At 36.3% G+C, this 22386-nt stretch carries 20 protein-coding genes; 9 read left to right on the top strand and 11 right to left on the bottom strand.

Annotated features, from left to right (window positions below):
- Positions 1-107: 107 nt before the first annotated feature.
- Positions 108-605, top strand: a complete 498-nt coding sequence (locus RTX21_RS07520) for a hypothetical protein (protein WP_312766557.1) — start codon at positions 108-110, stop codon at positions 603-605.
- Positions 606-686: 81 nt separating this feature from the next.
- Here RTX21_RS07520 and leuB read toward each other — a convergent pair whose 3' ends face one another.
- From leuB to RTX21_RS07540, 4 genes are read right to left on the bottom strand one after another with little or no spacing between them, the layout of a single operon-like run.
- On the bottom strand, positions 687-1808 hold the full coding sequence (gene leuB / locus RTX21_RS07525; protein WP_312766559.1) for a 3-isopropylmalate dehydrogenase: 1122 nt from the start codon (positions 1806-1808) through the stop codon (positions 687-689).
- Positions 1792-2397 carry a 3-isopropylmalate dehydratase small subunit gene (gene leuD, locus RTX21_RS07530; RefSeq protein ID WP_312766560.1) on the bottom strand — a complete coding sequence of 202 codons (606 nt, stop codon included), beginning with the start codon at positions 2395-2397 and terminating at the stop codon, positions 1792-1794. The genes leuB and leuD overlap by 17 nt, the downstream gene beginning before the upstream one ends.
- A gap of 17 nt (positions 2398-2414) precedes the next feature.
- A complete protein-coding gene (leuC, locus tag RTX21_RS07535) occupies positions 2415-3794 on the bottom strand; it encodes a 3-isopropylmalate dehydratase large subunit (protein WP_312766562.1) in 1380 nt (459 codons plus the stop codon).
- A gap of 7 nt (positions 3795-3801) precedes the next feature.
- The gene (locus RTX21_RS07540; RefSeq protein ID WP_312766563.1) at positions 3802-4965 is read right to left on the bottom strand and encodes a 2-isopropylmalate synthase; all 1164 of its coding nucleotides are present in this window, start codon (positions 4963-4965) and stop codon (positions 3802-3804) included.
- Positions 4966-5113: 148 nt separating this feature from the next.
- Here RTX21_RS07540 and RTX21_RS07545 point away from each other — a divergent pair, with 148 nt between their 5' ends.
- The 7 genes from RTX21_RS07545 to RTX21_RS07575 all read left to right on the top strand — a co-directional run bounded on the left by RTX21_RS07545 (position 5114) and on the right by RTX21_RS07575 (position 12756).
- On the top strand, positions 5114-6649 hold the full coding sequence (locus RTX21_RS07545; RefSeq protein ID WP_312766565.1) for a hypothetical protein: 1536 nt from the start codon (positions 5114-5116) through the stop codon (positions 6647-6649).
- A 56-nt stretch (positions 6650-6705) separates the two neighbouring features.
- On the top strand, positions 6706-8646 hold the full coding sequence (thrS, locus tag RTX21_RS07550) for a threonine--tRNA ligase (protein ID WP_312766567.1): 1941 nt from the start codon (positions 6706-6708) through the stop codon (positions 8644-8646).
- 74 nt (positions 8647-8720) lie between these two features.
- The gene (gene infC / locus RTX21_RS07555; protein ID WP_312766568.1) at positions 8721-9251 is read left to right on the top strand and encodes a translation initiation factor IF-3; all 531 of its coding nucleotides are present in this window, start codon (positions 8721-8723) and stop codon (positions 9249-9251) included.
- A gap of 177 nt (positions 9252-9428) precedes the next feature.
- Entirely contained in the window at positions 9429-9626 is a 198-nt protein-coding gene (gene rpmI, locus RTX21_RS07560; protein ID WP_312766570.1) for a 50S ribosomal protein L35, read from the top strand.
- 121 nt (positions 9627-9747) lie between these two features.
- On the top strand, positions 9748-10092 hold the full coding sequence (gene rplT, locus RTX21_RS07565) for a 50S ribosomal protein L20 (protein WP_027384638.1): 345 nt from the start codon (positions 9748-9750) through the stop codon (positions 10090-10092).
- A 78-nt stretch (positions 10093-10170) separates the two neighbouring features.
- Positions 10171-11355: a M28 family peptidase gene (locus RTX21_RS07570; RefSeq protein WP_312766571.1), complete on the top strand. Its 1185-nt coding sequence runs from the start codon at positions 10171-10173 to the stop codon at positions 11353-11355.
- A 102-nt stretch (positions 11356-11457) separates the two neighbouring features.
- The gene (locus tag RTX21_RS07575; RefSeq protein WP_312766572.1) at positions 11458-12756 is read left to right on the top strand and encodes a M20/M25/M40 family metallo-hydrolase; all 1299 of its coding nucleotides are present in this window, start codon (positions 11458-11460) and stop codon (positions 12754-12756) included.
- Positions 12757-13074: 318 nt separating this feature from the next.
- On the opposite strand, the gene RTX21_RS07580 is transcribed toward RTX21_RS07575, so the two are convergent.
- From RTX21_RS07580 to RTX21_RS07590, 3 genes are all read right to left on the bottom strand, one after another.
- Complete coding sequence (locus RTX21_RS07580; RefSeq protein WP_312766573.1) at positions 13075-14919, bottom strand: T9SS type A sorting domain-containing protein; 1845 nt, start codon at positions 14917-14919, stop codon at positions 13075-13077.
- 148 nt (positions 14920-15067) lie between these two features.
- Complete coding sequence (locus RTX21_RS07585) at positions 15068-15676, bottom strand: alpha-ketoglutarate-dependent dioxygenase AlkB (protein ID WP_312766575.1); 609 nt, start codon at positions 15674-15676, stop codon at positions 15068-15070.
- A gap of 17 nt (positions 15677-15693) precedes the next feature.
- Entirely contained in the window at positions 15694-16479 is a 786-nt protein-coding gene (locus RTX21_RS07590; RefSeq protein ID WP_312766577.1) for a LexA family transcriptional regulator, read from the bottom strand.
- 84 nt (positions 16480-16563) lie between these two features.
- On the opposite strand from RTX21_RS07590, the gene RTX21_RS07595 reads away from it, so the two are divergent.
- Positions 16564-17841 (top strand): SOS mutagenesis and repair protein UmuC, encoded by a 1278-nt coding sequence (locus tag RTX21_RS07595; protein WP_312766580.1) that lies wholly within the window; start codon positions 16564-16566, stop codon positions 17839-17841.
- A 34-nt stretch (positions 17842-17875) separates the two neighbouring features.
- Here RTX21_RS07595 and RTX21_RS07600 read toward each other — a convergent pair whose 3' ends face one another.
- From RTX21_RS07600 to atpA, 4 genes are all read right to left on the bottom strand, one after another.
- Complete coding sequence (locus RTX21_RS07600; protein ID WP_312766583.1) at positions 17876-18178, bottom strand: ATP-dependent Clp protease adaptor ClpS; 303 nt, start codon at positions 18176-18178, stop codon at positions 17876-17878.
- A 2-nt stretch (positions 18179-18180) separates the two neighbouring features.
- Positions 18181-19539: a hemolysin family protein gene (locus RTX21_RS07605; RefSeq protein ID WP_312766585.1), complete on the bottom strand. Its 1359-nt coding sequence runs from the start codon at positions 19537-19539 to the stop codon at positions 18181-18183.
- Positions 19540-19847: 308 nt separating this feature from the next.
- Positions 19848-20714 carry an ATP synthase F1 subunit gamma gene (gene atpG, locus RTX21_RS07610; RefSeq protein ID WP_312766587.1) on the bottom strand — a complete coding sequence of 289 codons (867 nt, stop codon included), beginning with the start codon at positions 20712-20714 and terminating at the stop codon, positions 19848-19850.
- A gap of 85 nt (positions 20715-20799) precedes the next feature.
- On the bottom strand, positions 20800-22377 hold the full coding sequence (gene atpA, locus RTX21_RS07615) for a F0F1 ATP synthase subunit alpha (protein WP_312766589.1): 1578 nt from the start codon (positions 22375-22377) through the stop codon (positions 20800-20802).
- Positions 22378-22386: the final 9 nt, after the last annotated feature.

Here is a 22386-nt window from a genome sequence, read left to right on the forward strand (position 1 = left end):
ATAAATTTATAATTATTAAAAATTTGTTAAAATGCGACTGATTTACTTTTCTGCCACAATTTTTGTTTGATTGAAGACAAATATGTTTAACACCAAAAAATATTATTATGCCTTACACAATCATCGGGATTTTCCCCAACGAAGCAGAAAGCAGGAACGTCATCACCAAATTGGAAGAAGCAGGTCTGTATGAATATTCATTAACCAATTCTGAAGTTGAAGCACTTGAAAAGATTGAACCTAAAAAAGAGCAAAGCTTTTTCGATTGGCTTTTTGATCGAAATGAAGTAGAAACTGACCGTTACCAATACGCAAGTATCAACAGCAACACCATCACGGTTTACACTGAAACAGAAGAAGATGCCAATGCCGCAAAAGCAATACTTGACGACAATGGCGCAATAGATGTGGAAGAAAAAACAAGAGGATATCTTGCAGAAAAATACCCAGACACTCACAAAGAATATCCAATCTCAAAATCTACAAGAGCAAGAATCATAGCTAAAGCTAAAAACGACTTGTATTTCACAGATAACAGAAGCGAAGCCTACAGACCGGAAAAAGGAATGTCTGACGAGATGGATTCACAAGGTAGAAAAGATTAAAACCAATCACATCCTGATATAACTTTACACTTTTCAAAAGAGCCGAATTTTTCGGCTCTTTTCTTTGATTTTATTTCATCATCAAACAATTGTGGATTTACCCAATTGTATATTTTCGTAATTATAATAAGATTTCTCTGAGAAATGAATATAATCTGCAATGAAATCTCCAACTTCTGATGTCGAGTAATTTTGTTCAGCATTCAAATCTACTGTTACAAATTTGCTTTCGATAGCGTGTTCTACACTTTGACGCAATTTTTCTGCTGCTTGATTTAAATTTAAATAATCCAACAACATTGCCGCGCTCAAAATTGAAGCAATTGGGTTTGCGATTCCTTTTCCTTTGGCTTGAGGATAAGAACCGTGGATTGGTTCAAAAAGTCCGTTATTTTCACCAATCGAAGCAGAAGGCAACAAACCTATGGAACCGCCGATTACACTAGCTTCATCCGAAATAATATCGCCGAACATATTTTCTGTCAAAATCACATCGAATTGCTTTGGGTTAAGAATCATCTGCATAGCGGCATTATCAACAAACATAAAATCCAAAGTAACATCAGGATATTCCGAAGCAATCTCTTTCACGATTTTTCTCCAAAGTCTGGATGTGTCTAGAACGTTGGCTTTGTCGATTAAGGTCAGTTTTTTATTTCTTTTTTGCGCATCTTGAAACGCCAAATGTGCAATCTTCACAATTTCATCTTTGGAATATTTGCAAACATCATAAGCATATTCGCCATCTTCATCTGTAAATTTTTCCCCGAAATAAATCCCGCTAATCAACTCACGATAGATTTGGATATCAGTTCCTTCGAGGATTTCTCTTTTTAGCGGACTTTTTTTAAGCAATGAATCGTAAGTTTTGATTGGTCTGATGTTCGCAAACAATCCCAATTCTTTTCTCAGTTTCAACAAACCTTGTTCAGGACGAACTTTCGCATCTGGATTATTATCAAAAGCCGGGTCGCCGATTGCACCAAACAAAACCGCATCAGAATTTTTGCATAATTCCAAAGTTTCATCAGGCAGAGGATTTCCTGTCTGATAAATAGCTTCCGCTCCCATCACACCATAATCAAATTCGAAATTATATTGAAAAACCTCCCCGATTACTTTCAATATTTTTACACTTTCATTAGTAACTTCAGGACCGATGCCATCACCCGGCAAAACTGCAATTTTATAATTCTTGCTCATAAACTTTTTGTGTTTTTTGTTCAAATAACTTTATAGCGTCTTTTTTACTGGTTAAAAAATCAATATCGTCATAGCCGTTCATCAGGCATATTTTTTTATAGGAATCCAACTCAAAATTTTCTGTTTTCCCATTGAAAGAGATAGTTTGTTTTTCTACATCGACAGTAATTTGAGTTGATGGATTTTGAGTAATTGTTTCTATTAAATCTTCAAGATATTCTTCCGAAACTTTCACAGGAAGCAGTCCATTGTTGAGTGCATTTCCTTTGAAAATATCTGCAAAATAACTTGAAACAACGACTTTGAAACCATAATCTGTCAATGCCCAAGCAGCGTGTTCACGACTACTTCCACATCCAAAATTATTTCCTGCAACCAAGATTTCGCCGGAATATTTAGAATTATTTAAAACGAAATCAGCATTCGGTTCATTAGTATGAACATTATATCGCCAGTCTCTGAAAAGATTTTCACCGAAACCTTCTTTGCTGATACTTTTCAGGAAACGCGCCGGAATTATCTGGTCTGTATCTATATTTTCACTCGGCAATGGAACAGCCTGAGAATTGATTAAAACTAATTTTTGCATCTTTCTAAATCAAAATATTAATATTCCAAAACAGGGATTCTACCTTCCACAGCTACTTTCGCAGCAGTTAATGGACTTGCCAAAAGTGTTCTTGCACCTTGTCCTTGTCGACCTTCGAAGTTTCTGTTGGAAGTGGAAACGCAATATTCACCTTCTGGGATTTTATCTTCATTCATTGCCAGACAAGCGGAACATCCCGGCTGACGGATTTGGAAACCGGCATCATTAAATACTTTATCCAATCCTTCGTCATAAATTTGTTTTGCTACTTGTTGCGAACCCGGAACCAGCCACGCGACAATATTTTCAGCTTTATGTTTTCCTTTCACATAATCTGCGGCAGAACGGAAATCCTCAATTCTTGCATTGGTACAGCTTCCGATAAAAACATAATTCACTTTAATGTCCGAAGTTGATTGTCCAGCATTCAATCCCATATATTTCAGGGCTTTTTCTTCTGATTCGTTTTGAGCAGTTGGAATTTTAGAATCGATGGAAATTCCCATTCCTGGATTGGTTCCGTAAGTAATCATCGGCCTGATATCTTCTGCTGAGAATTCGAATTCTTTATCAAAAACAGCATCAGAATCGGATTTCAAAGTTTTCCAATATTCTAATTTCTCATTCCATTCTTCTGTTTTTGGTGCAAATTCTTTATCTTTAACATAATTGAAAGTAGTTTCGTCCGGTGCAATCATTCCACCTCTCGCTCCCATTTCAATACTCATATTGCAGACTGTCATTCGCCCTTCCATCGACATTTCCTCGAAGACATTTCCTGCATATTCACAGAAATATCCGGTTCCTGCATCAGTCCCGATTTTTGAAATAATGTAAAGAATCACATCTTTTGCCTGAACATCTTTATTCAGTTTTCCATTCACGGAAACCCGCATAGATTTTGGCTTGTTCATCAGCAAACATTGGCTCGCAAAAACCTGCGCAACCTGACTTGTTCCAATCCCAAATGCAATCGCACCAAAAGCACCGTGTGTAGAAGTGTGACTATCACCACAGACAATGCTCATTCCCGGTTGTGTGATTCCCAATTCTGGTGCAATGATGTGAACAATCCCTTGATATTGATGTCCAAGTCCGTATAATTCGATGTTGTTTTTTTTGCAATTTTCTGTCAATTGCTGAACTTGTGTTCTAGACAATTCGTCTTTGATAGGCAATTCTTGTCCCAAAGTTGGAACGTTGTGGTCTGCTGTAGCAACAATCTGATTTGGGCGAAAAATTTCTAAACCTCTCGCTTCCAATTCTGCAAAAGCCTGCGGACTAGTTACTTCGTGAATCAAATGTTTGTCTATATAAATCACCTGAGGTCCATCCGGAACGGTTTCTACAACGTGCGCATCCCAGACTTTATCAAATAATGTTTTGCTTTGGCTCATTTTATTTCTATCCAATTTTTTGATTAAATGATTTAATCATATAGCTTAAATCATCATTATTAACTTCTTTCTTAGTATCCGCAATTTTCAAAAACTCCTGATATAAAAAGTCTAATTCTACTTTTGTCACATCAAAACCAATATTTTTGAATCGATAAGCCAAAGCAGAACGTCCACTTCTCGCCGTAAGCACAATTGAAGATTCATTGATTCCGACTTCTCTTGGGTCGATAATCTCGTAAGTTTCTCTGTTTTTGATGACGCCATCCTGATGAATTCCTGAACTATGCGCAAAAGCATTCGCACCAACAATTGCCTTGTTTGGCTGAACCGGCATTCCCATCAAGTCTGAAACGAGATAACTCATTTCGTTCAGCATTTTGGAATTGATATCAGTGAAGAAATTAAGGTCAGGATGTTGTTTGATAATCATCACCACTTCTTCCAAAGCCGTATTTCCGGCACGTTCACCAAGTCCGTTGATTGTACATTCGATTTGTCTAGCGCCGTTGATAATTCCGGAAATTGAGTTTGCCGTTGCCATTCCCAAATCGTTGTGACAATGGCAGGACAAAATCGCTTTGTCGATATCTTTTACATTATCTCTCAGGTATTTTATTTTTCCTCCATATTCTTCCGGCAGACAATAACCCGTTGTGTCGGGAATATTGAGAACAGTTGCCCCGGCTTTTATGACTTCTTCACAGACTTTCGCCAGGAAATCGTTATCGGTTCTTCCTGCATCTTCCGCATAAAATTCAACATCATCTACAAAATTTCTCGCATATTTTACTGCTTCAACAGCGCGTTCCAAAACCTCTTCTCTTGTAGAATTAAATTTGAATTTAATATGAGAATCCGAAGTCCCGATTCCTGTATGGATTCTTGGTCTTTTTGCATATTTTAAAGCTTCCGCTGCAACTTCTATATCTTTTTTATTCGCTCTTGTCAATCCGCAAACTTTGGCATTTTTTACGATTTTCGAAATCTCCTGAACCGACTGGAAATCGCCGGGACTGGAAATCGGAAAACCTGCTTCTATAATATCAACACCTAAAAAATCGAGTTTCTCTGCGATAACTAATTTTTGTTCCGTATTCAGTTTACATCCCGGGACTTGTTCCCCATCTCTTAGTGTCGTATCAAAAATTTCAATTTTTTCAGGATTCATAATAGAGTTTTTATCTAATTTTGATGTTCAAAAGTAGAATTTGATTTATTGTTTATAATGGAGATGCTTCAAAAAATACAATATTCGATTTGCTTAAAATAATTTATAAAAAATTAATTATCAGATATTTAAATATTTAATTTTTACAATGTCAGAATTACAGAAAGATTTTTTATTTGTCCTTATTAAGTCACTTTCGACCTCGGAAAAGAGACAATTTAAGCTATATGTTAATCGTCTCGGGATTAATGTCGATGCAAAATTTCTTCTGCTTTTTTCTGAATTGGACAAAATGAAAGAATACAATGAGGAAATTATTCTTGAGAAAAAAATATCCTCGAAACAACAACTTTCGAATCTGAAAGCGCATCTTTACAAGCAGATTTTAGTAAGTCTGAGACTCAATCCAAGTCATCAGAATAATAGAATGCAACTTCGTGAACAGCTTGATTTTGCTAATATTCTTTATCAAAAAGGGTTACATAAACAAGCTTTGAAAATCTTGGATAAAGCCAAACAATCGGCTCTGGAATTGGATGAAAAAACAATTGCTTCGGAAATTATCGAACTTGAAAAAGTAATTGAATCTCAATTCATTACTCGAAGTATCGATGGACGAGCAGACGAACTTATCCGACAATCCAGCGAAATAAGCCAGCAAAACAGATATGCAACCAGACTTTCTAATCTGTCCTTGAAATTATACAGCGAAATGCTGACGCACGGCTACATCAAAAACGATGAAGACCGAGAAAAAATCATTGATTTCTTTGATAAGAAAGTCACAAAAATCGACCTTAAAAAACTGAATTTCACGGAGAAACTCTGGTATTACAAAGCACACGTCTGGAAAAATCAGCTTTTGCAGGATTATAAATACACTTTGAAATACGCTTATCAATGGGTAGAATTGTTTCATCAGAATCCGGAAATGATAAAAAGTCATCCCGTTTGGTACATCAAAGGAAATACTTATCTGTTCAAGATTTTGTTTATTTATGGTAGTATCAGAGGAATTGAAAAGAGTTTTGAGAAATTCAATAATGTGGTAAAATCTGAGATTTTTGTTCACAACGAGAATTCACAATCCTTGATTTTCCTTAATTATTATAATACTTTAATGAATCTCTATTTCATCAAAGGAGATTTTTTCAAAGGCACAAAACTGATTCCTGAACTGGAATTGAAAATGGAAAAATTTCGTGATAAAGTTGATGAACATCATTTATTAATCCTTTATCTAAAAATTGCATCGATGTATTTTGGAAGTAAAAACTATCAGAATACGATAAAATATGGCTTGAAAATCATTAATTCAAAAGGAAATATTCAGGAGGATTTGCTTTTCCACACGAGGATTTTGATTTTGATGGCAAAATTCGAAGCCGGTTTTGATGATGATTACGATGACTTTGTAAAAAACACGCTGAAGTTTGCTAAAAAGATGAAAAACCCATCAGATTTACATTTCAATATTGTGAACTTTTTCAAGCAAATCAGTGATAAAAATTCGACAGAACAAATGTCTGCTTTCAAAGAATTCGAAAAACAATTGAAAGAATCCGAAAAAAACCGATACGACAAAAGAACACTGATGTATATCGACATCCACGGATGGATAATATCAAAAGTGAGAAATGTAGATGTTATTGAGATTATAAAAGAGAAAGTTAAGACCAAATAAATATGAATTTTCTTTAAAAAATCACTATTTTTGCATCTTAAAAAATTTCAGTCATAATGCTAAAAATTACACTTCCTGATGGCAGCATCAGAGAATATGAAGGAGCAGTTACTCCACTACAAGTTGCGCAAAGTATAAGTGACGGTTTGGCAAGAAATACCATTTCTGCAATCGTGAACGGAAAACAGACAGAAGTAGAAACCACGATAACGGAGGATTCTACAGTGCAGCTTTTGACGTGGAATGACGATATGGGTAAAAAAGCATTTTGGCATTCCTCTGCTCACTTGTTAGCTCAGGCAATTATGGAATTTTATCCTGATGCAAAGCTGACAATCGGGCCTGCAATAGCCAACGGATTCTATTATGATGTAGATTTCGGAGGAAAGCCTTTGTCTGAAAATGACTTCGAAAAACTGGAAAAGAAAATCTTAGAAAATGCTAAGAAAAATTCGACTTTCAACCTTAGAGAAGTTTCAAAAGCTGATGCATTGAAAGAATATGCTGACAATCCTTTCAAAACTGAATTGATTGAAAATCTGCCTGATGGCGAAATCACTTTTGTGACTCACGATAACTTTACAGACCTTTGTAAAGGTGGTCACATCCCTTCAACAGGAATTGTGAAAGCTGTGAAAATCCTTAATGCAGCAGGAGCTTATTGGAGAGGTGATGAGAAAAACCCTCAGTTGACAAGGGTTTACGGAATCTCTTTCCCTAAACAAAAAGAGTTATCCGAATATCTTGAAAGATTAGAAGAAGCTAAAAGAAGAGACCATAGAAAACTAGGGAAAGAATTAGGAATTTTTGCATTCTCAGAAAAAGTTGGACAAGGTCTTCCACTTTGGTTGCCAAAAGGTGCTGCGCTTAGAAAAAAACTGGAAGAATTTCTTTCTAAAGCTCAGAAAAAACAAGGTTATGAATTCGTAATTTCTCCGCATATTGGAGCAAAAGAATTATATATCACTTCAGGACACTGGGAAAAATATGGCGAAGACAGCTTCCAGCCAATCAAAACCCCTAATGAAGGTGAAGAATTTCTGTTAAAACCAATGAACTGTCCTCACCACTGTGAGATTTACAAAGCACAGCAATGGTCTTACAAAGATCTGCCAAAACGTTACGCAGAGTTTGGAACTGTTTACAGATATGAGCAGTCCGGAGAATTACACGGCTTGACAAGAGTTCGTGGATTTACCCAAGATGATGCACACCTTTTCTGTACGCCGGACCAATTGTTGCAGGAATTTGAAAAAGTTATTGACCTTGTATTATATGTTTTTGGTTCACTTGGTTTTGCTGATTTTACAGCTCAAATCTCGTTAAGAGACCCAGAAAACAGAGAAAAATATATCGGTTCCGATGAGAACTGGGAAAAAGCAGAAAATGCCATTGTAACTGCAGCAAAAGCTAAAGGTCTTAAAACCGTAACTGAATACGGCGAAGCCGCTTTCTACGGTCCGAAGCTTGACTTTATGGTAAAGGATGCGCTGGGAAGAAGCTGGCAACTTGGAACAATCCAAGTAGATTACAACTTACCGGAAAGATTTGACCTTTGGTATAACGGAAATGATAATGAGAAACACAGACCAGTGATGATCCACAGAGCGCCGTTTGGTTCTATGGAAAGATTCATTGCTATCTTGATTGAAAATACTGCGGGAGATTTCCCACTTTGGCTGAGTCCTGAGCAGTTTACGATTTTGCCAATCAGCGAAAAGTATGCAGATTATGCAAAAAAAGTTTCAGAATCATTGGAAATTCACGATATTTGCGGATTGATTGACGACAGGAATGAGAAAACGGGTAAAAAAATCCGTGATGCAGAGTTAAAAAAGCTTCCATTTATGCTTATTGTAGGTGAAAATGAGGAGAATAACGGTACGATTTCTGTAAGAAGAAGAGGCGAAGGAGATTTGGGAGAAATGACGATTGATGCATTCATAACTTATTTCAAAGAGCAGGCAAAACCAGCATTTGAATTAGGCTCAAACTAATTAGACCTTATAAAGAATATTAATTTTAAAATTTTAAAACCATAGCACTAAAAAGAAACAACAGCAGAGGTCCGATGAGACGCCCAGTCCAAGAAGACCTTCATCAAATCAACGATAAAATCCGTGCAAGAGAAGTACGTCTTGTAGGAGATAACGTTGAACCAGGAGTTTATCCATTAGCAAAAGCTTTAGAAATAGCAAGAGAGCAGGAGCTTGACCTTGTAGTTATCTCTGATAAAGCGGAGCCTTATATTTCTCGTGTCTTAGATTATAAAAAATTCTTGTACGAACAAAAGAAAAAGACAAAAGAACTAAAAGCGAAGCAGGTAAAAGTAGTTGTAAAAGAGATCAGATTCGGTCCTCAGACAGATGACCATGATTACGAATTCAAGAAAAAGCACGCTGAAAAATTCTTGGAAGAAGGTTCTAAACTGAAAACTTACGTTTTCTTCAAAGGACGTTCTATCATTTTCAAGGACCAAGGAGAAATTCTTCTTTTGAAACTGGCTCAAGATCTGGAACATGTTGGAAAAGTTGACCAGCTTCCTAAGCTTGAAGGAAAAAGAATGATCATGATGATGAGCCCTAAGAAGCCTGCAAAATAATATTGATAAAATTCAATTATATAGAAAACCTCGAATTAATCTTTGAGGTTTTTCATTTGTCCCATAATTATTAAAGTTATGGTTTCAGAATTTTTTTGTAATTTTGCAAACTATTATTCCTAATTATGTTTAGGAATCAAAAGAGAATATTGATAACAAACTATAAAAAGCAGAACAATGCCAAAATTAAAAACGAAATCAGGTGCTAAAAAGCGTTTTGCTCTTACCGGAACTGGGAAGATCAAAAGAAAGAATGCTTTCAAAAGCCACATCTTGACAAAGAAAGAAACTAAGCAAAAGAGAAATCTAACGCAAACTTCTTATGTTGCAGAAGTGGACAAAAAAAGTGTACTACGTCAATTAGCAATTAAGTAGTTTTTATAAATCTATATTCGGTTTATAAGAATTCAAAACAAATTCAACAATTTAACCCTGAGATGGAGCCACTAAGAGTAATGAAATAGTTACCGCACATTTCAAAAAAACAATTTAAATTATGCCAAGATCAGTCAATTCTGTAGCGTCTAGAGCGCGTAGAAAAAAAGTATTAAAGCAAGCTAAAGGTTTTTTCGGTAGAAGAAAGAACGTTTGGACTGTAGCTAAAAACGCGGTAGAAAAAGCAATGCAATATGCTTACCGTGGTAGAAAAGAGAAGAAAAGAAACTTCAGAAGCCTTTGGGTAACACGTATCAATGCGGGTGCTAGAGAGCACGGATTATCTTACTCCCAGTTCATGGGAGCTCTTAAGAAAAACAACATCGAGCTAAACAGAAAAGTTCTTGCAGACCTTGCAATGAATCATCCAGAAGCTTTCAAAGCTGTTGTAGATCAAGTAAAATAATTACAAATCTTTGTTATCAATATAAAATCCCGAGATATCTCTCGGGATTTTTTTATTTTTGTCAACAAATTTTAAATAATGATAAAAAGAACTATTTTTTCTTTTATTTTAATCGCAAGTGTTCAGCTATCAAAAGCGCAGACTTTTATACAAGCATATCAGGACAGAGCTAATCAAGTTTCTCAAACCAACATCAATACTTATTTACAGGAGTTTGAAGCTCTTGGCGTGAAAAGAACTGGAACAACACAAAACACAGATGCATTTAACTGGTTAAAAACCAAATACACTTCTCTAGGCTATACAACAGCAGATTTTTTTGAACATTCTTGGACAGCAAGTGGATACTCTTCCAAAAACCTTATCGTTACCAAAGCCGGGACACTTTATCCAAATAAATTTGTAATTGTTTGCGGGCATTTTGATTCTATCAATGGCCCTGGGACGAATGACAATGGAAGCGGCACTTCGATCATATTAGAAATAGCTCGTATCTTAAAAGATGTCCCGACGGATTACTCTATCAAGTTCATTCACTTTTCCGGTGAGGAACAAGGACTTTTAGGAAGTTCGAGGTATGTTTCTCAAATCGTAAACGGAACAAACCCAAAAATGGATATCAAAGTCGTGGTGAATCTAGATCAGGTTGGCGGTCTTGCAACTAAAGCGAATACGAAACTTTATCACGATAGAGACCAAAGTACTCCAACGAGCAATAATGCCGCCGCTGCCATTGCTGTTCAGGAACTTGCAAATTGTACACTGTTATACTCTCCGTTAGCAGTAGATTTTGATCCCGCAGAAAGTACAGACTATGTTCCTTTTCAACAAAATGGGGAGATCATCACAGGATATTGGGAATATGAAGGCGGTTACAATAATCCATATGTCCATACAGCCAATGACAAACTCGTCAATATGGATCCGGTTTATGTTTTGAATGTGGGTAAGTCTGCAGTTGGATCAATCCAACATTTCGCAGCAGCTTCTACTACGACTCTAGCTTTAGAAGATTCGTCAATTTCAACAAATTTGGAATCTGTAGAATTTTATCCAAATCCTGCTAAGAATGTTTTGAATTTGAAAATACCTGACAACATAAAAGATTTCACTGTTGAAATAACCGATATGAATGGAAGCCGAATTTTAGTTAGTAAAGAGAATACAAATCATATTGATATTTCCAATCTGAAGCCCGGCGTTTATCTTGGAACGATAAGTATTGGCAATGATAAAGTCACAAAAAAAATAATTGTAGAATAAAATTCAATTTACCATAACAAAAATCATAAGCCTTTATAATAAGGCTTATTTTTTTATCTTGACAAAAACATTTAGATTTGTTCTCAATAAAAATTAGACTATATGTTTTTATCAAAAAATAAATTAAAACAAATCTCCGTATTCTCATTACTTGGAGTTTCGACCTTATACTTTTCGCAAAAAAGTCAGCCAAAGGCCATTACAAAATCCAGTTCTTCCACAGATCCTGCAGAACTGGTGAGTGAAGAGAACTTAAAAAAGCATATTTACTATTTAGCTTCCGATGATTTACAAGGAAGATTGACAGGGTCTGAGGGCGAAACAAAAGCCGCCAATTATCTTTCAGCCGAATTCAAAAAGTTGGGATTGAAACCTTATGAAGGGAAAGAATTCATCCAAAATTTTGAATACAGTGTGAAACTAAATCCTCACGATGACAAAACATCTACAGCTGTAAAAGGTAAAAATGTGATTGCTGTTTTGGATAATAAAGCTAGTAAAACCATTGTGATCGGCGCACATTATGACCATCTTGGACTAAATGAACATCACAACTCCACACTTGCCAATTCCGACGGACAAATCCATAATGGTGCGGATGACAATGCTTCCGGAACCGCAGCAGTTCTGGAATTAGCAAGAATGCTTTCACAAAATAAAACAAAAGAAAACGTGAATTATGTTTTTGCATTGTTCTCGGGCGAAGAAGATGGATTGATGGGTTCTAAAAAACTAGCAGAAAGCATCAAAACCAATTATCCAAATACTATTTTCATGATCAATATGGATATGGTTGGAAGACTCAATACCAACAAAGATCTGAATGTAGGTGGGGTTGGAACCTCACCTATCCTCCCGGAATTGGTTAAAAAATACAAACCAGAAGGTATCAATCTTTCTTTAGATGGGTCTGGTGTTGGACCAAGCGATCACACTTCTTTTTATCTAAAAGATATTCCAGTTCTTTTCTTTTTTACAGGAACTCATAGTGATTATCACAAACCAACTGATGACTCGGATAAAATCAATTACCCAGGTCAGAAAATCATTACAAATTATGTTTTCAGTCTAGCTAATGCTTTGGGTAACGAAAAGGAAATTCCTTTCACCAAAACTAAAGTTGCAGCAACCAAAGCTGTCCCAAAATATAAAGTCAGCTTAGGCATCATGCCAAATTATGCAGACAGCAAAGACGGAATGGGAATCGATGGTGTGATAGATAACAGACCAGCAGCTAATGCCGGAATTCTGCAAGGTGATGTTCTTACGAAAATCGGAAAATGTGAGGTGAAAGAAGTCTATTCTTACATGGATTGCCTTGCAAAAATCAACGCAGGCGAAGAACATCCTGTAACCGTAAAACGTAACGGTGAAGAAAAAGTCTTCAATGTGAAATTTTAAATAAAAAACCGATTGTTATCCAATCGGTTTTTTATTGTTTTTTTCAGAAAAATCAGGTTCATACCCTATTTTTTAAAAGCTAAAAAACATACTTCTGTATAGCCGATGAATAGTGGCTTTGCAGAGGTACTCAAAAACGTACGTTCCTTTTTATAAAAACGCACGTATCTTTTAATGAAAACGCACGTGCGTTTTAAACAAAACATACGGAGGTTTTTGCTAAAAGGTTTATATATTTTGAATATTCCACACAAGAAGAAATAAAAAAGCAGCGACCATTTTGTTCGCTGCTATCTTTTTAAACTAAACTTCCTTCTATTAATTCTTAATGAATTTCTGAACGATGTCTGTGCCTTTTATTTTTAATAAGTAAACTCCTTTACTAAGGTTAGAAACATTGATCACATTATTATTTGAATTAATACTGGATTCAGAAATCTTTCTTCCATCTAAACTATAGATCTCTGCCGTTTCAGTTTTTTTGAAAATCATAGAAACTGTCAGGCTCTCTGTTACCGGATTAGGATAAACAGAAATAGAGTTTTTAGAAATATCAGCCACAGCTAGATTAACACATTGATATGCAGGTAATGTATATCCAGTAGTTGTCAATTCTTCTGTAATGATATTGACATCATCACACGTGAAGCCATAAGTTCCCAACATATCAATCGCAGCCTGTCTTACCGCAACAGCCGCAGTCTGTTGGTTTCCGGAAGAATTGGTCATAGCAAGACCTTCAAGGAAGATCCTGTCTGTTTTTTCTTTACCAATCCTATCGTAGATCCTCATCAAGCACGTTGCCCAAATCTGTCCATTTGCGTGGATTGCAGAAGAACTATTAATATTGGATGTAGGATATTTGGGTGCATAATTGGTTATACGCCCTGCCCAACACGTATTATGACCATCCCAGCTGAACATCCAGTTGTAATGCGCTTCCGATGGTGCCCATTGATTCAGGCTTCTACTATAAGACATCGCCCAATAATCGCCCGAGCCTTCCCCTAAACCTTGTGAAGAAGAAGATTTGAGCCCTGTAACCCAATGATGGATGGCGTGTCCCAGCTCATGCAAAACTACATCAGCATCCTCGGCATCATCCACACAGCCTTCTCCGAAAGCCAATCTTTGTGTACTTGGGATAAAGTGTGAATTGTCATCACCGCTCAGTCCGTGCGGGTCAACCATCATCACTCCGCCATTAAGCGTGGATTTACAATCAATCCCTAATGTTTCATTGATATAAGCAAGACTTCTATCGATATGATAAAAAGAATTTACCGCTTCAAAACCCTGTTCATTCCTATTAAATAGGAAATCGGGAGAAGCTTGCGTGAAAAGACCTGTAGAAGGTGATTCAAAATCCGCTATCTGAACATATTTGCTTTTTAAACTATACACTCCGTTTGAAAAAGTAATATCCGGAAGAGTTACCAGACTTCTTGCTGCGTCCAGACTTGCGTTTGTAGCATCATTATTATCTACATAATCCCCACCATAAGCTACATGTGCTCTGGACAATGGATCTGGGTCAAAAATATAAGCTGTACCAGCAGCTTTCAACTCTGCAGATCTTTGCTTTGCTTTTCTTTTCCTTTTATCATCGTGATGATAATTAGCAATATCCAAAACCCTGATCACCTCTCCAGAATGCGCATCTACCATAGTCTCCCAATCACCAGGAGTTTCGTATGAGTTGATAATAACTCTGTGAACTAATTTTGTATCGCCAGAATCTGTCAAAAATATGTACAGATCATTTTCCTGATGTGTGATCTCACCTTTGATATCAGCTGCAATCTTAGCTTTTTCAAAAGCGTCAGCCTTGCTAAATGTTGGTGTAGTATTAACTTGCTTTAGTCTTTTGGAAACCGGAACTTCCGTACCATAGGTCACTTCTCCTTGCTTATTGAAGTGTACGGCGATATCTCCTTCATAAACCGGAATCCCATTAATTGACTGCTGGAATCTAAGAGTCTCCCCCGACAAACTTTTTCTTGAAGATTTGAAGTCAAAGTTATCTGTAGAACTGATTCCTGTTTTATTCGAGTTTTTGGACATCCAGTCTCTTGCCTTCGATTCTAATGTTGTAGTCTGTGCATACATCGTAGAAAACGTCAGTGCAAAACTAGCAACCAAAAAGTTGATTTTTAAATTCATACGTATTTTTTTATAATTTGATGCAAAATAGTAATTTTAAATTAAAATACCATTGTTAAAATTAATAAATACGTCTTTTAATTAGTGAAATGAAAACTAACCGATATATTCTAAGATAAAAATAGAAACTATTTTCAAATTTTAGTTTCTACAATTCCCGAATATTCCGAAATGTTAAGTTAATCCTAGGTTTCATTGGTCTGGTAGATTTTGCAATACGATGCTCCCAATTGGTCTGCAAATCGCCTTTCATAATTAGTAATGAACCGTGCTGAAGTGGCAGACTATATTTATTCTGATGATTGTCCTTTTTTCGAAAATCAAAATTCCTTACTTCCCCAAAACTGACTGATGCGATCACCGGACGATTTCCTAATTCGCTTTCTTTATCCCGATGCCAAGCGACGGAATCATTTCCATCTCTATAAAAATTGAGCAATACTGAATTAAATTGATGCCCTGTCAATTTCTGAATCTTGTATTTCAAGCCCAGAAGTTCGGGTGTCCAAGCATTAACGCTGAACTCGTTCCCTCCCAAATGATAAGACTTTTCATCGTCTCCGTACCAAGCTGTCAAACGTGGCGTCAGGACTTCCTTATCAAACAATTTTTGTATATTTTGTTTCCAAGGAACATTATTTATAAGATTTTTTTCAATTTCGGAGGCTCTTTCCTCAGGCAAAAAATGTTCGTTATAATCTAATAGATCGGTAGGAAATTGGTAATATTCGCCCGAGTCAAATAAACTGAGTTGCATATCTGTACTAAACTATTTTAAAATTGATTTGGGGAATTCGAAACTTTGTTATCCAACTCTTTGATATCTTTTCTGATTTCCAAAAACATATCTTTCAAGTTATAATTATCAAAATCTTCCGGTTCAAAATCCTCAGGAAAAATTCCCGATGCATATTGCCAGATCTCCACAATCTCGCCCAACGGAATCTCATAAGGTTTGTAAAAAGAATTGTCTGCCGAAACCTCGATGGATTTTTTCTTTTGACCTTTAAAACGTTTGTAAGAAATCCCGTCATTCAAAGTCACGAAAATGTAGCTTTTATTAATTTTCAGATCCTTAATATCTTCGACATATTTCCCAATAATGAAAGAACCGTCTTTGAAAGGTGGCATAGAGTCACCTTGTGCAGGAAAAGCTCTATACTTTCCATTAGTTAGAAAAGGCAAAGAGATTCTTTGAAGACTTTCTATATATTCCGGGTCACTGTAGCCTGACAAATAACCCATCGAAGCTTTTTGAGGAATGATTTCAATACTGTTATTTCCTGATTCATCAACGATGATTGGAAGGACAATTCTGTTATCCGGCAGATTCATCATTTCTTCCAAAGGATATTTTCTGATGTCCACTGTCAAAAGCAGATCGATACTGACGTGAAAGAACTTCGACATTGTAATCAAAACATCATACGGAGGTTCGGAACGTCCATCTTCGTAAGAAACATATCGTGACCTTGTAATAATTAAAGTATCTGCCAACTCTTGCTGAGTTGTCGTTTTCTTAGCTCTCAAAAACCTTATATTATCTGAAAAAATAGACATTGTTATAATTTATAACAACAAATATAACAATAATGTTTCAAAATGTAACTAATTTTGACATTTAAGAAATTATATCTTTCTGATATGTACGCACTGCTAGACTGTAACAACTTTTTTGTTTCCTGCGAAAGAACGCTGGATTCTAAGCTGGAAAATCAGCCTGTGGTTGTTTTGTCTAATAACGATGGTTGCGTAGTTTCCAGAAGTAACGAAGCTAAAGCATTGGGAATTCCAATGGGTGCTCCAGCATTCAAATACAAAGAGTTGTTTGCAGAACATAACGTTAAGGCATTTTCTGCAAAATTTGAGCTTTATAATTATTATAGCCAACAAGTAATGAATTTGGCAAAAAGCTTTGTGACAGATTATGAAGTTTACAGTATTGATGAACTATTTCTTGACTTCCATGGTTTCAAATATTTTGATTTGAATGACTATTGTTGTAAAATCAGAAAAGAAATTGAAGATAAACTAAAAGGGCTTCCAGTCAGTATCGGTGTAGCGCCTACAAAGACACTCTGTAAAATTGCCAATCATATTGTAAAAAAGAACCCCGAACAATATCTAGACGGTGTTTACATAATGGATTCAAAAGAGAAAATAGAATCTGCATTGAAAGATTTGGATATCGGAGATGTTTGGGGAATCGGGAGAAAATCTGCCATAAAAATGATGGACCACGGTGTTTACAAAGCTTGGGATTTGCTGGCTAAACCTGAAATGTGGATCAGAAAAATAATGGGAATCCAAGGCGTTAGAATGATTAATGAGCTGAAAGGGATTCCTCAATTGGAACTCGATTCTCCGTCTGCAAAAAAATCGATTGTTGTGAGTAGAAGTTTTATGAAAATGGTTACCAATAAAGAAGAAATTGCAGAACGAATCGAAACTTTTGCCATCTATTGTGCCGAGAAATTGAGGAAGCAAAATTCCTGTTGCAAAGTCATCAGCGTTTTCATTCAAACCAATCGATTCCGAAAAGAATTAGGCGAATATAAAGATGGATTTTCTATTGTCTTACCCAATCCGAGCAGTTCGTCTATTGTTCTGGCAAAGTATGCGAATTCGATTTTTAAGGCCATTTATAAAGAAGGATTTTATTATAAAAAAGCCGGCGTAATGGTTTCTAGTTTTGTTCCTGACAATGAAAGATTAATTAATCTGTTTGAAGAAGACATCGATTCTAAACATATTCCTATTATGAAAGCTATCGACAAGCTTAATTCAAAATACGGGAAAGATAAAATTCGTCTGGGCACAATGTCAGGAAAAAATACTTATGGAAGAGCAACGCTTTCGCCGGAATATGAAGAATTTTTGAAGAATAATATCTTACCCGAAGCCAATTATAGATTTCATTAAAAATAAAAAACTACCAAAGTTGGTAGCTTTTATTTTATACTATTTCTGAACTCAACCCCCTATCAAGCAACGCCTGATTCATTGGTTTAAGTTTTTCTAATGCTCCTGTTTTAACGGTACATTTTCCTTTGTAATGGACAAGAATCGTACATTGTTCCGCTTGTTCCAAAGTATGTTCACAAATCTCAATCAAACATTCTATCACAAAATCGAATGTATTGACATCGTCATTATGAAGCACCAATTTATACACTTCATCTTCTTCTTCCAAAACCAATACCTCTTCCTCGTACTGGCGTTTTGGCTGGTCGTAAGACTTGTTATTATAGATTTTCATTTTTAAGCTTCAGTGATTTCGTCTGTTATATCTTCAATTAAAGATTTGTTATAGAATAACTCGACCAACTCCACACTCTTATTCTGCATCTTAAGAATCTTAAAATGATAAGCGCCGTAATCGAATTCTTGATTTTCTTCAGGAATATCTTGTAGTTCATTCAGGATAAATCCTGCTAACGTGTTATATTCTCCTTCCTCAGAAAGTGGGATTTTCCTTGGTAATTGTTCGTTGATCTCGTCCAAAGGTTGAGTCGCTTGAATCCAATAAGTATTCTCTCCTACTTTGTCAACGATTTTCTCTTCTTCATCTTCCTCATCTTGGATTTCGCCAACCAATTCTTCCAGAATATCTTCCAGCGTAATAATACCTTCGGTTCCACCAAATTCATCAATGACAATCGCCATATGTTGTTTCTTGAATTGGAATACTTTCAACAAATCAGAAATTTTCTTGCTTCCAACAACGAAGAACGCTTCTCTCATCAGACCTTTCAAATCTTCGTGAGTCAGTTCACCTTTGCTTTTGATGTATTCTCTGATGATTTCTTTGGTATAGAAAATACCTACAATATTATCAATAGAACCTTCATAAACAGGAATACGAGAATATCCGCTATCCATTATCTGAGAAATAATTTCTTCTGTATTATCTTCGATATCGATAGAAGAGATATTCTGTCTCGTAATCATAATTTGTTTTGCATTATGGTCTGTAAAATCAAATGCATTTTTTATGATTTCGTAATTTTCCTCTTCAATTTCTCCACTATCAGCAGATTGTTTTACCAATAATTGAAGCTCTTCCGTAGAGTGAATATCGTGTTCCGAAGCCGGATGAATTTTAATAATTCTCAAAAATCCGTTAGACAAAGAGTTCATCAACCAAATAAAAGGTCTGAAGATATTATAGAATAAATGTAACGGATAAGCTATAAAGAGTGTTGTAGCTTCGGACTTTCTGATAGCAATAGACTTAGGAACCAATTCTCCGAAGACAATGTGCATCACAGTAATTAACAAGAAACTACAAACTACAGAGATTGTTGTTACTGTTGTTTGAGCTAGTTCTATGTTCAATGAATGGAAAATAGATTCTATGATATGATGTAAAGCACTTTCTCCAACCCAACCTAGAGCAAGTGATGCCAAGGTAATTCCTAATTGAGTTGCTGATAGGTAAGCGTCAAGATTTTTGATAATGTTTTCGGCTTGTTTAGCCATTGTGTTTCCCTCGGCAGCTTTAATCTGGATTTGGGAGTATCGCACTTTGACGATCGAGAATTCGGCGGCTACAAAAAAGCCATTCAGAAGAACTAAAAATAATGCAATGAGAAGTTTGACTAAACTATCGGGGTCCATTTAATATGTTTATATACAATATCTGCAAAGATAGATATTTTTTTTGTACCGATTATGATGTAGCGCATAAGAATTGACAGTGTAATTTTGGCCATTATGCTGCTGAATGTGTCGCTCCTCCGGAGCTCCACTTTAATAATTCGATTTATCTACAAACATTTTGCTCCTCCGGAGCTTTATCTATCCTTTTGTTTAAAATCGAAAAATTCTGATGATAAATTTTGAAAACCGTCCCAAAATAATAAAAAGCACTGAAGTTTGACCTCCAATGCTTTTTATAACTAACTACTAACTTTAACTTATCTTTATTAACTGTTCTTAAGAGCCTCTGCTCCGGAAACAATTTCTAATATCTCATTGGTAATGGCAGCCTGTCTTGCTTTGTTGTAGAAGATTCTTAGTTCGTTTCTAAGCGCTTCCGCATTGTCAGTTGCTTTGTGCATTGCTGTCATCCTTGCGCCGTGTTCGGATGCTACAGAATCCAAAACAGCCTTGAAGATCTGAGTTTTGATAGACTTAGGAATCAATGTTTCCAAAATCTCCTGTCTTCCTGGTTCGAAGATGTAATCTACGTTAACCTCAGAAGTGGTTTTCTCCGCTGAAACAGCAATTGGCAAAACCTGCTCAGTAACTACTTCCTGCGTTGCAGCATTGATAAACCTGTTGTAAACAACATATACTTTATCAAATTTTCCTGCTTTGAAATCCGCCATTACTTTGCCAGTCATATTTGAAACGTGGTCGAAAGAAAGGTTGTCAAACAGAGAACTGTGGTTTTCGTAAACCGTTCTGTTTTTTCTCAACGCATCAAAAGCTTTTTTACCGATGGTTAAAACTTCAACTTCTACATTTTCGTTAGCTGCGAACTGAATGTTCAATTCTTTGATAACCGAAGAGTTGAAAGCTCCGGCCAAACCTCTGTTGGAAGTTACGGTAATGAAAAGGACTTTTTTCACTTCTCTTTCTACTGCGAACTCAGAGATGTTTTCTGCATCAGAAGCTGCACTTACATTCTCTATAATCTCCTGAAGTTTTTCAGAATAAGGTCTCAGCATTACGATTGCATCCTGTGCTTTTTTTAGTTTCGCAGCGGAAACCATTTTCATAGCACTAGTAATCTGCATCGTAGAAGATATAGATGTAATTCTGCCTCGTATTTCTTTTAAGTTTGCCATATATATTTAGTTGTTGGTTGTCGGTTGTTGGTTGTTAGTTTTAGAAAATTCTGTCAACTATCAACCAAAAACCATCAACTAATTTTTAGTTATACTTCGCTGCAAGGTCAGTTGCAACCTGTTTCAAAGTACCTGTGATTGAATCATCAATCTTACCAGCTTTAAGCGCTGACATTACTTCCGGGTGCTTGTTCTTCAGGAAGTCAACATACTCCACTTGGAATTCTTTAACTTTTCTGATTGGAACATTTCTCAATAAGTTCTCAGTTCCTGCATAAATCATAGCAACTTGATTTTCTACCGGAAGTGGAGAGTTAACTGGCTGCTTAAGAAGTTCCACGTTTCTCTCACCTTTTGAGATTACTGCCAAAGTAGCAGCATCTAAGTCAGAACCGAATTTAGCAAACGCTTCCAATTCTTTATATTGAGCTTGGTCTAGTTTCAAAGTACCAGACACTTTTTTCATCGATTTGATTTGAGCATTACCTCCTACTCTCGATACAGAGATACCAACGTTAATCGCTGGACGAACTCCAGAGTTGAATAAATCTGACTCCAAGAAAATCTGTCCGTCTGTAATAGAGATTACGTTTGTTGGGATATATGCAGAAACGTCACCAGCCTGAGTTTCGATAATTGGAAGTGCAGTTAAAGAACCACCTCCTTTTACGATTGGTCTAAGAGACTCTGGAAGGTCGTTCATCTGAGCAGCAATGGTGTCATCAGCGATAACTTTCGCAGCTCTTTCTAGCAATCTTGAGTGAAGGTAGAAAACGTCCCCTGGATAAGCCTCACGTCCTGGTGGTCTTCTCAATAGAAGAGAAAGCTCACGGTAAGCAACCGCTTGTTTTGACAAATCATCATAAACAATCAAAGCTGGTCTACCAGTGTCTCTGAAGAACTCACCGATAGATGCACCTGCCATTGCAGAATAAACCTGCATTGGAACTGGGTCAGAAGCATTAGCAGCGACAACAACTGTATAAGCCAAAGCTCCTTTATCTTCTAATGTTTTAACGATTTGAGCTACAGTCGAAGCTTTTTGTCCGATTGCAACATATATACAATATACTGGTTTCCCAGCATCATAAAATTCTCTTTGATTGATAATGGTATCAATAGCAACAACTGTTTTACCAGTTTGTCTATCACCAATAATCAACTCTCTTTGTCCTCTTCCTACAGGAATCATTGAGTCAATCGCAACGATACCAGTTTGTAATGGTTCAGTTACCGGCTGACGGAAGATAACACCCGGAGCTTTTCTCTCCAATGGCATCTCATAAAGGTCACCACCGATAGGTCCTTTACCATCGATTGGATTTCCTAATGTATCAACAACTCTACCAAGCATTCCTTCACCAACTTTGATAGAAGAGATTCTTTGAGTTCTTTTTACAGTATCACCTTCTTTTACCAATTTGGATTCACCCAAAAGTGCAACCCCAACATTATCTTCTTCAAGGTTAAGAACGATACCTTCTACTCCAGCCTCGAATTTTACCAATTCTCCGTACTGTACGTTCTCCAAACCGTAAACACGAGCAATACCGTCACCTATCGTAAGAACAGTACCAACTTCTTCTACGTTAGATTGGGTATCGAAATTTGCTAATTGCTGCTTCAGTATCGCTGATACTTCTGCCGGATTTATTTCTGCCATTATATGGTT

It is taken from the genome of Epilithonimonas sp., from assembly GCF_032054305.1.
GTDB lineage: Bacteria > Bacteroidota > Bacteroidia > Flavobacteriales > Weeksellaceae > Epilithonimonas.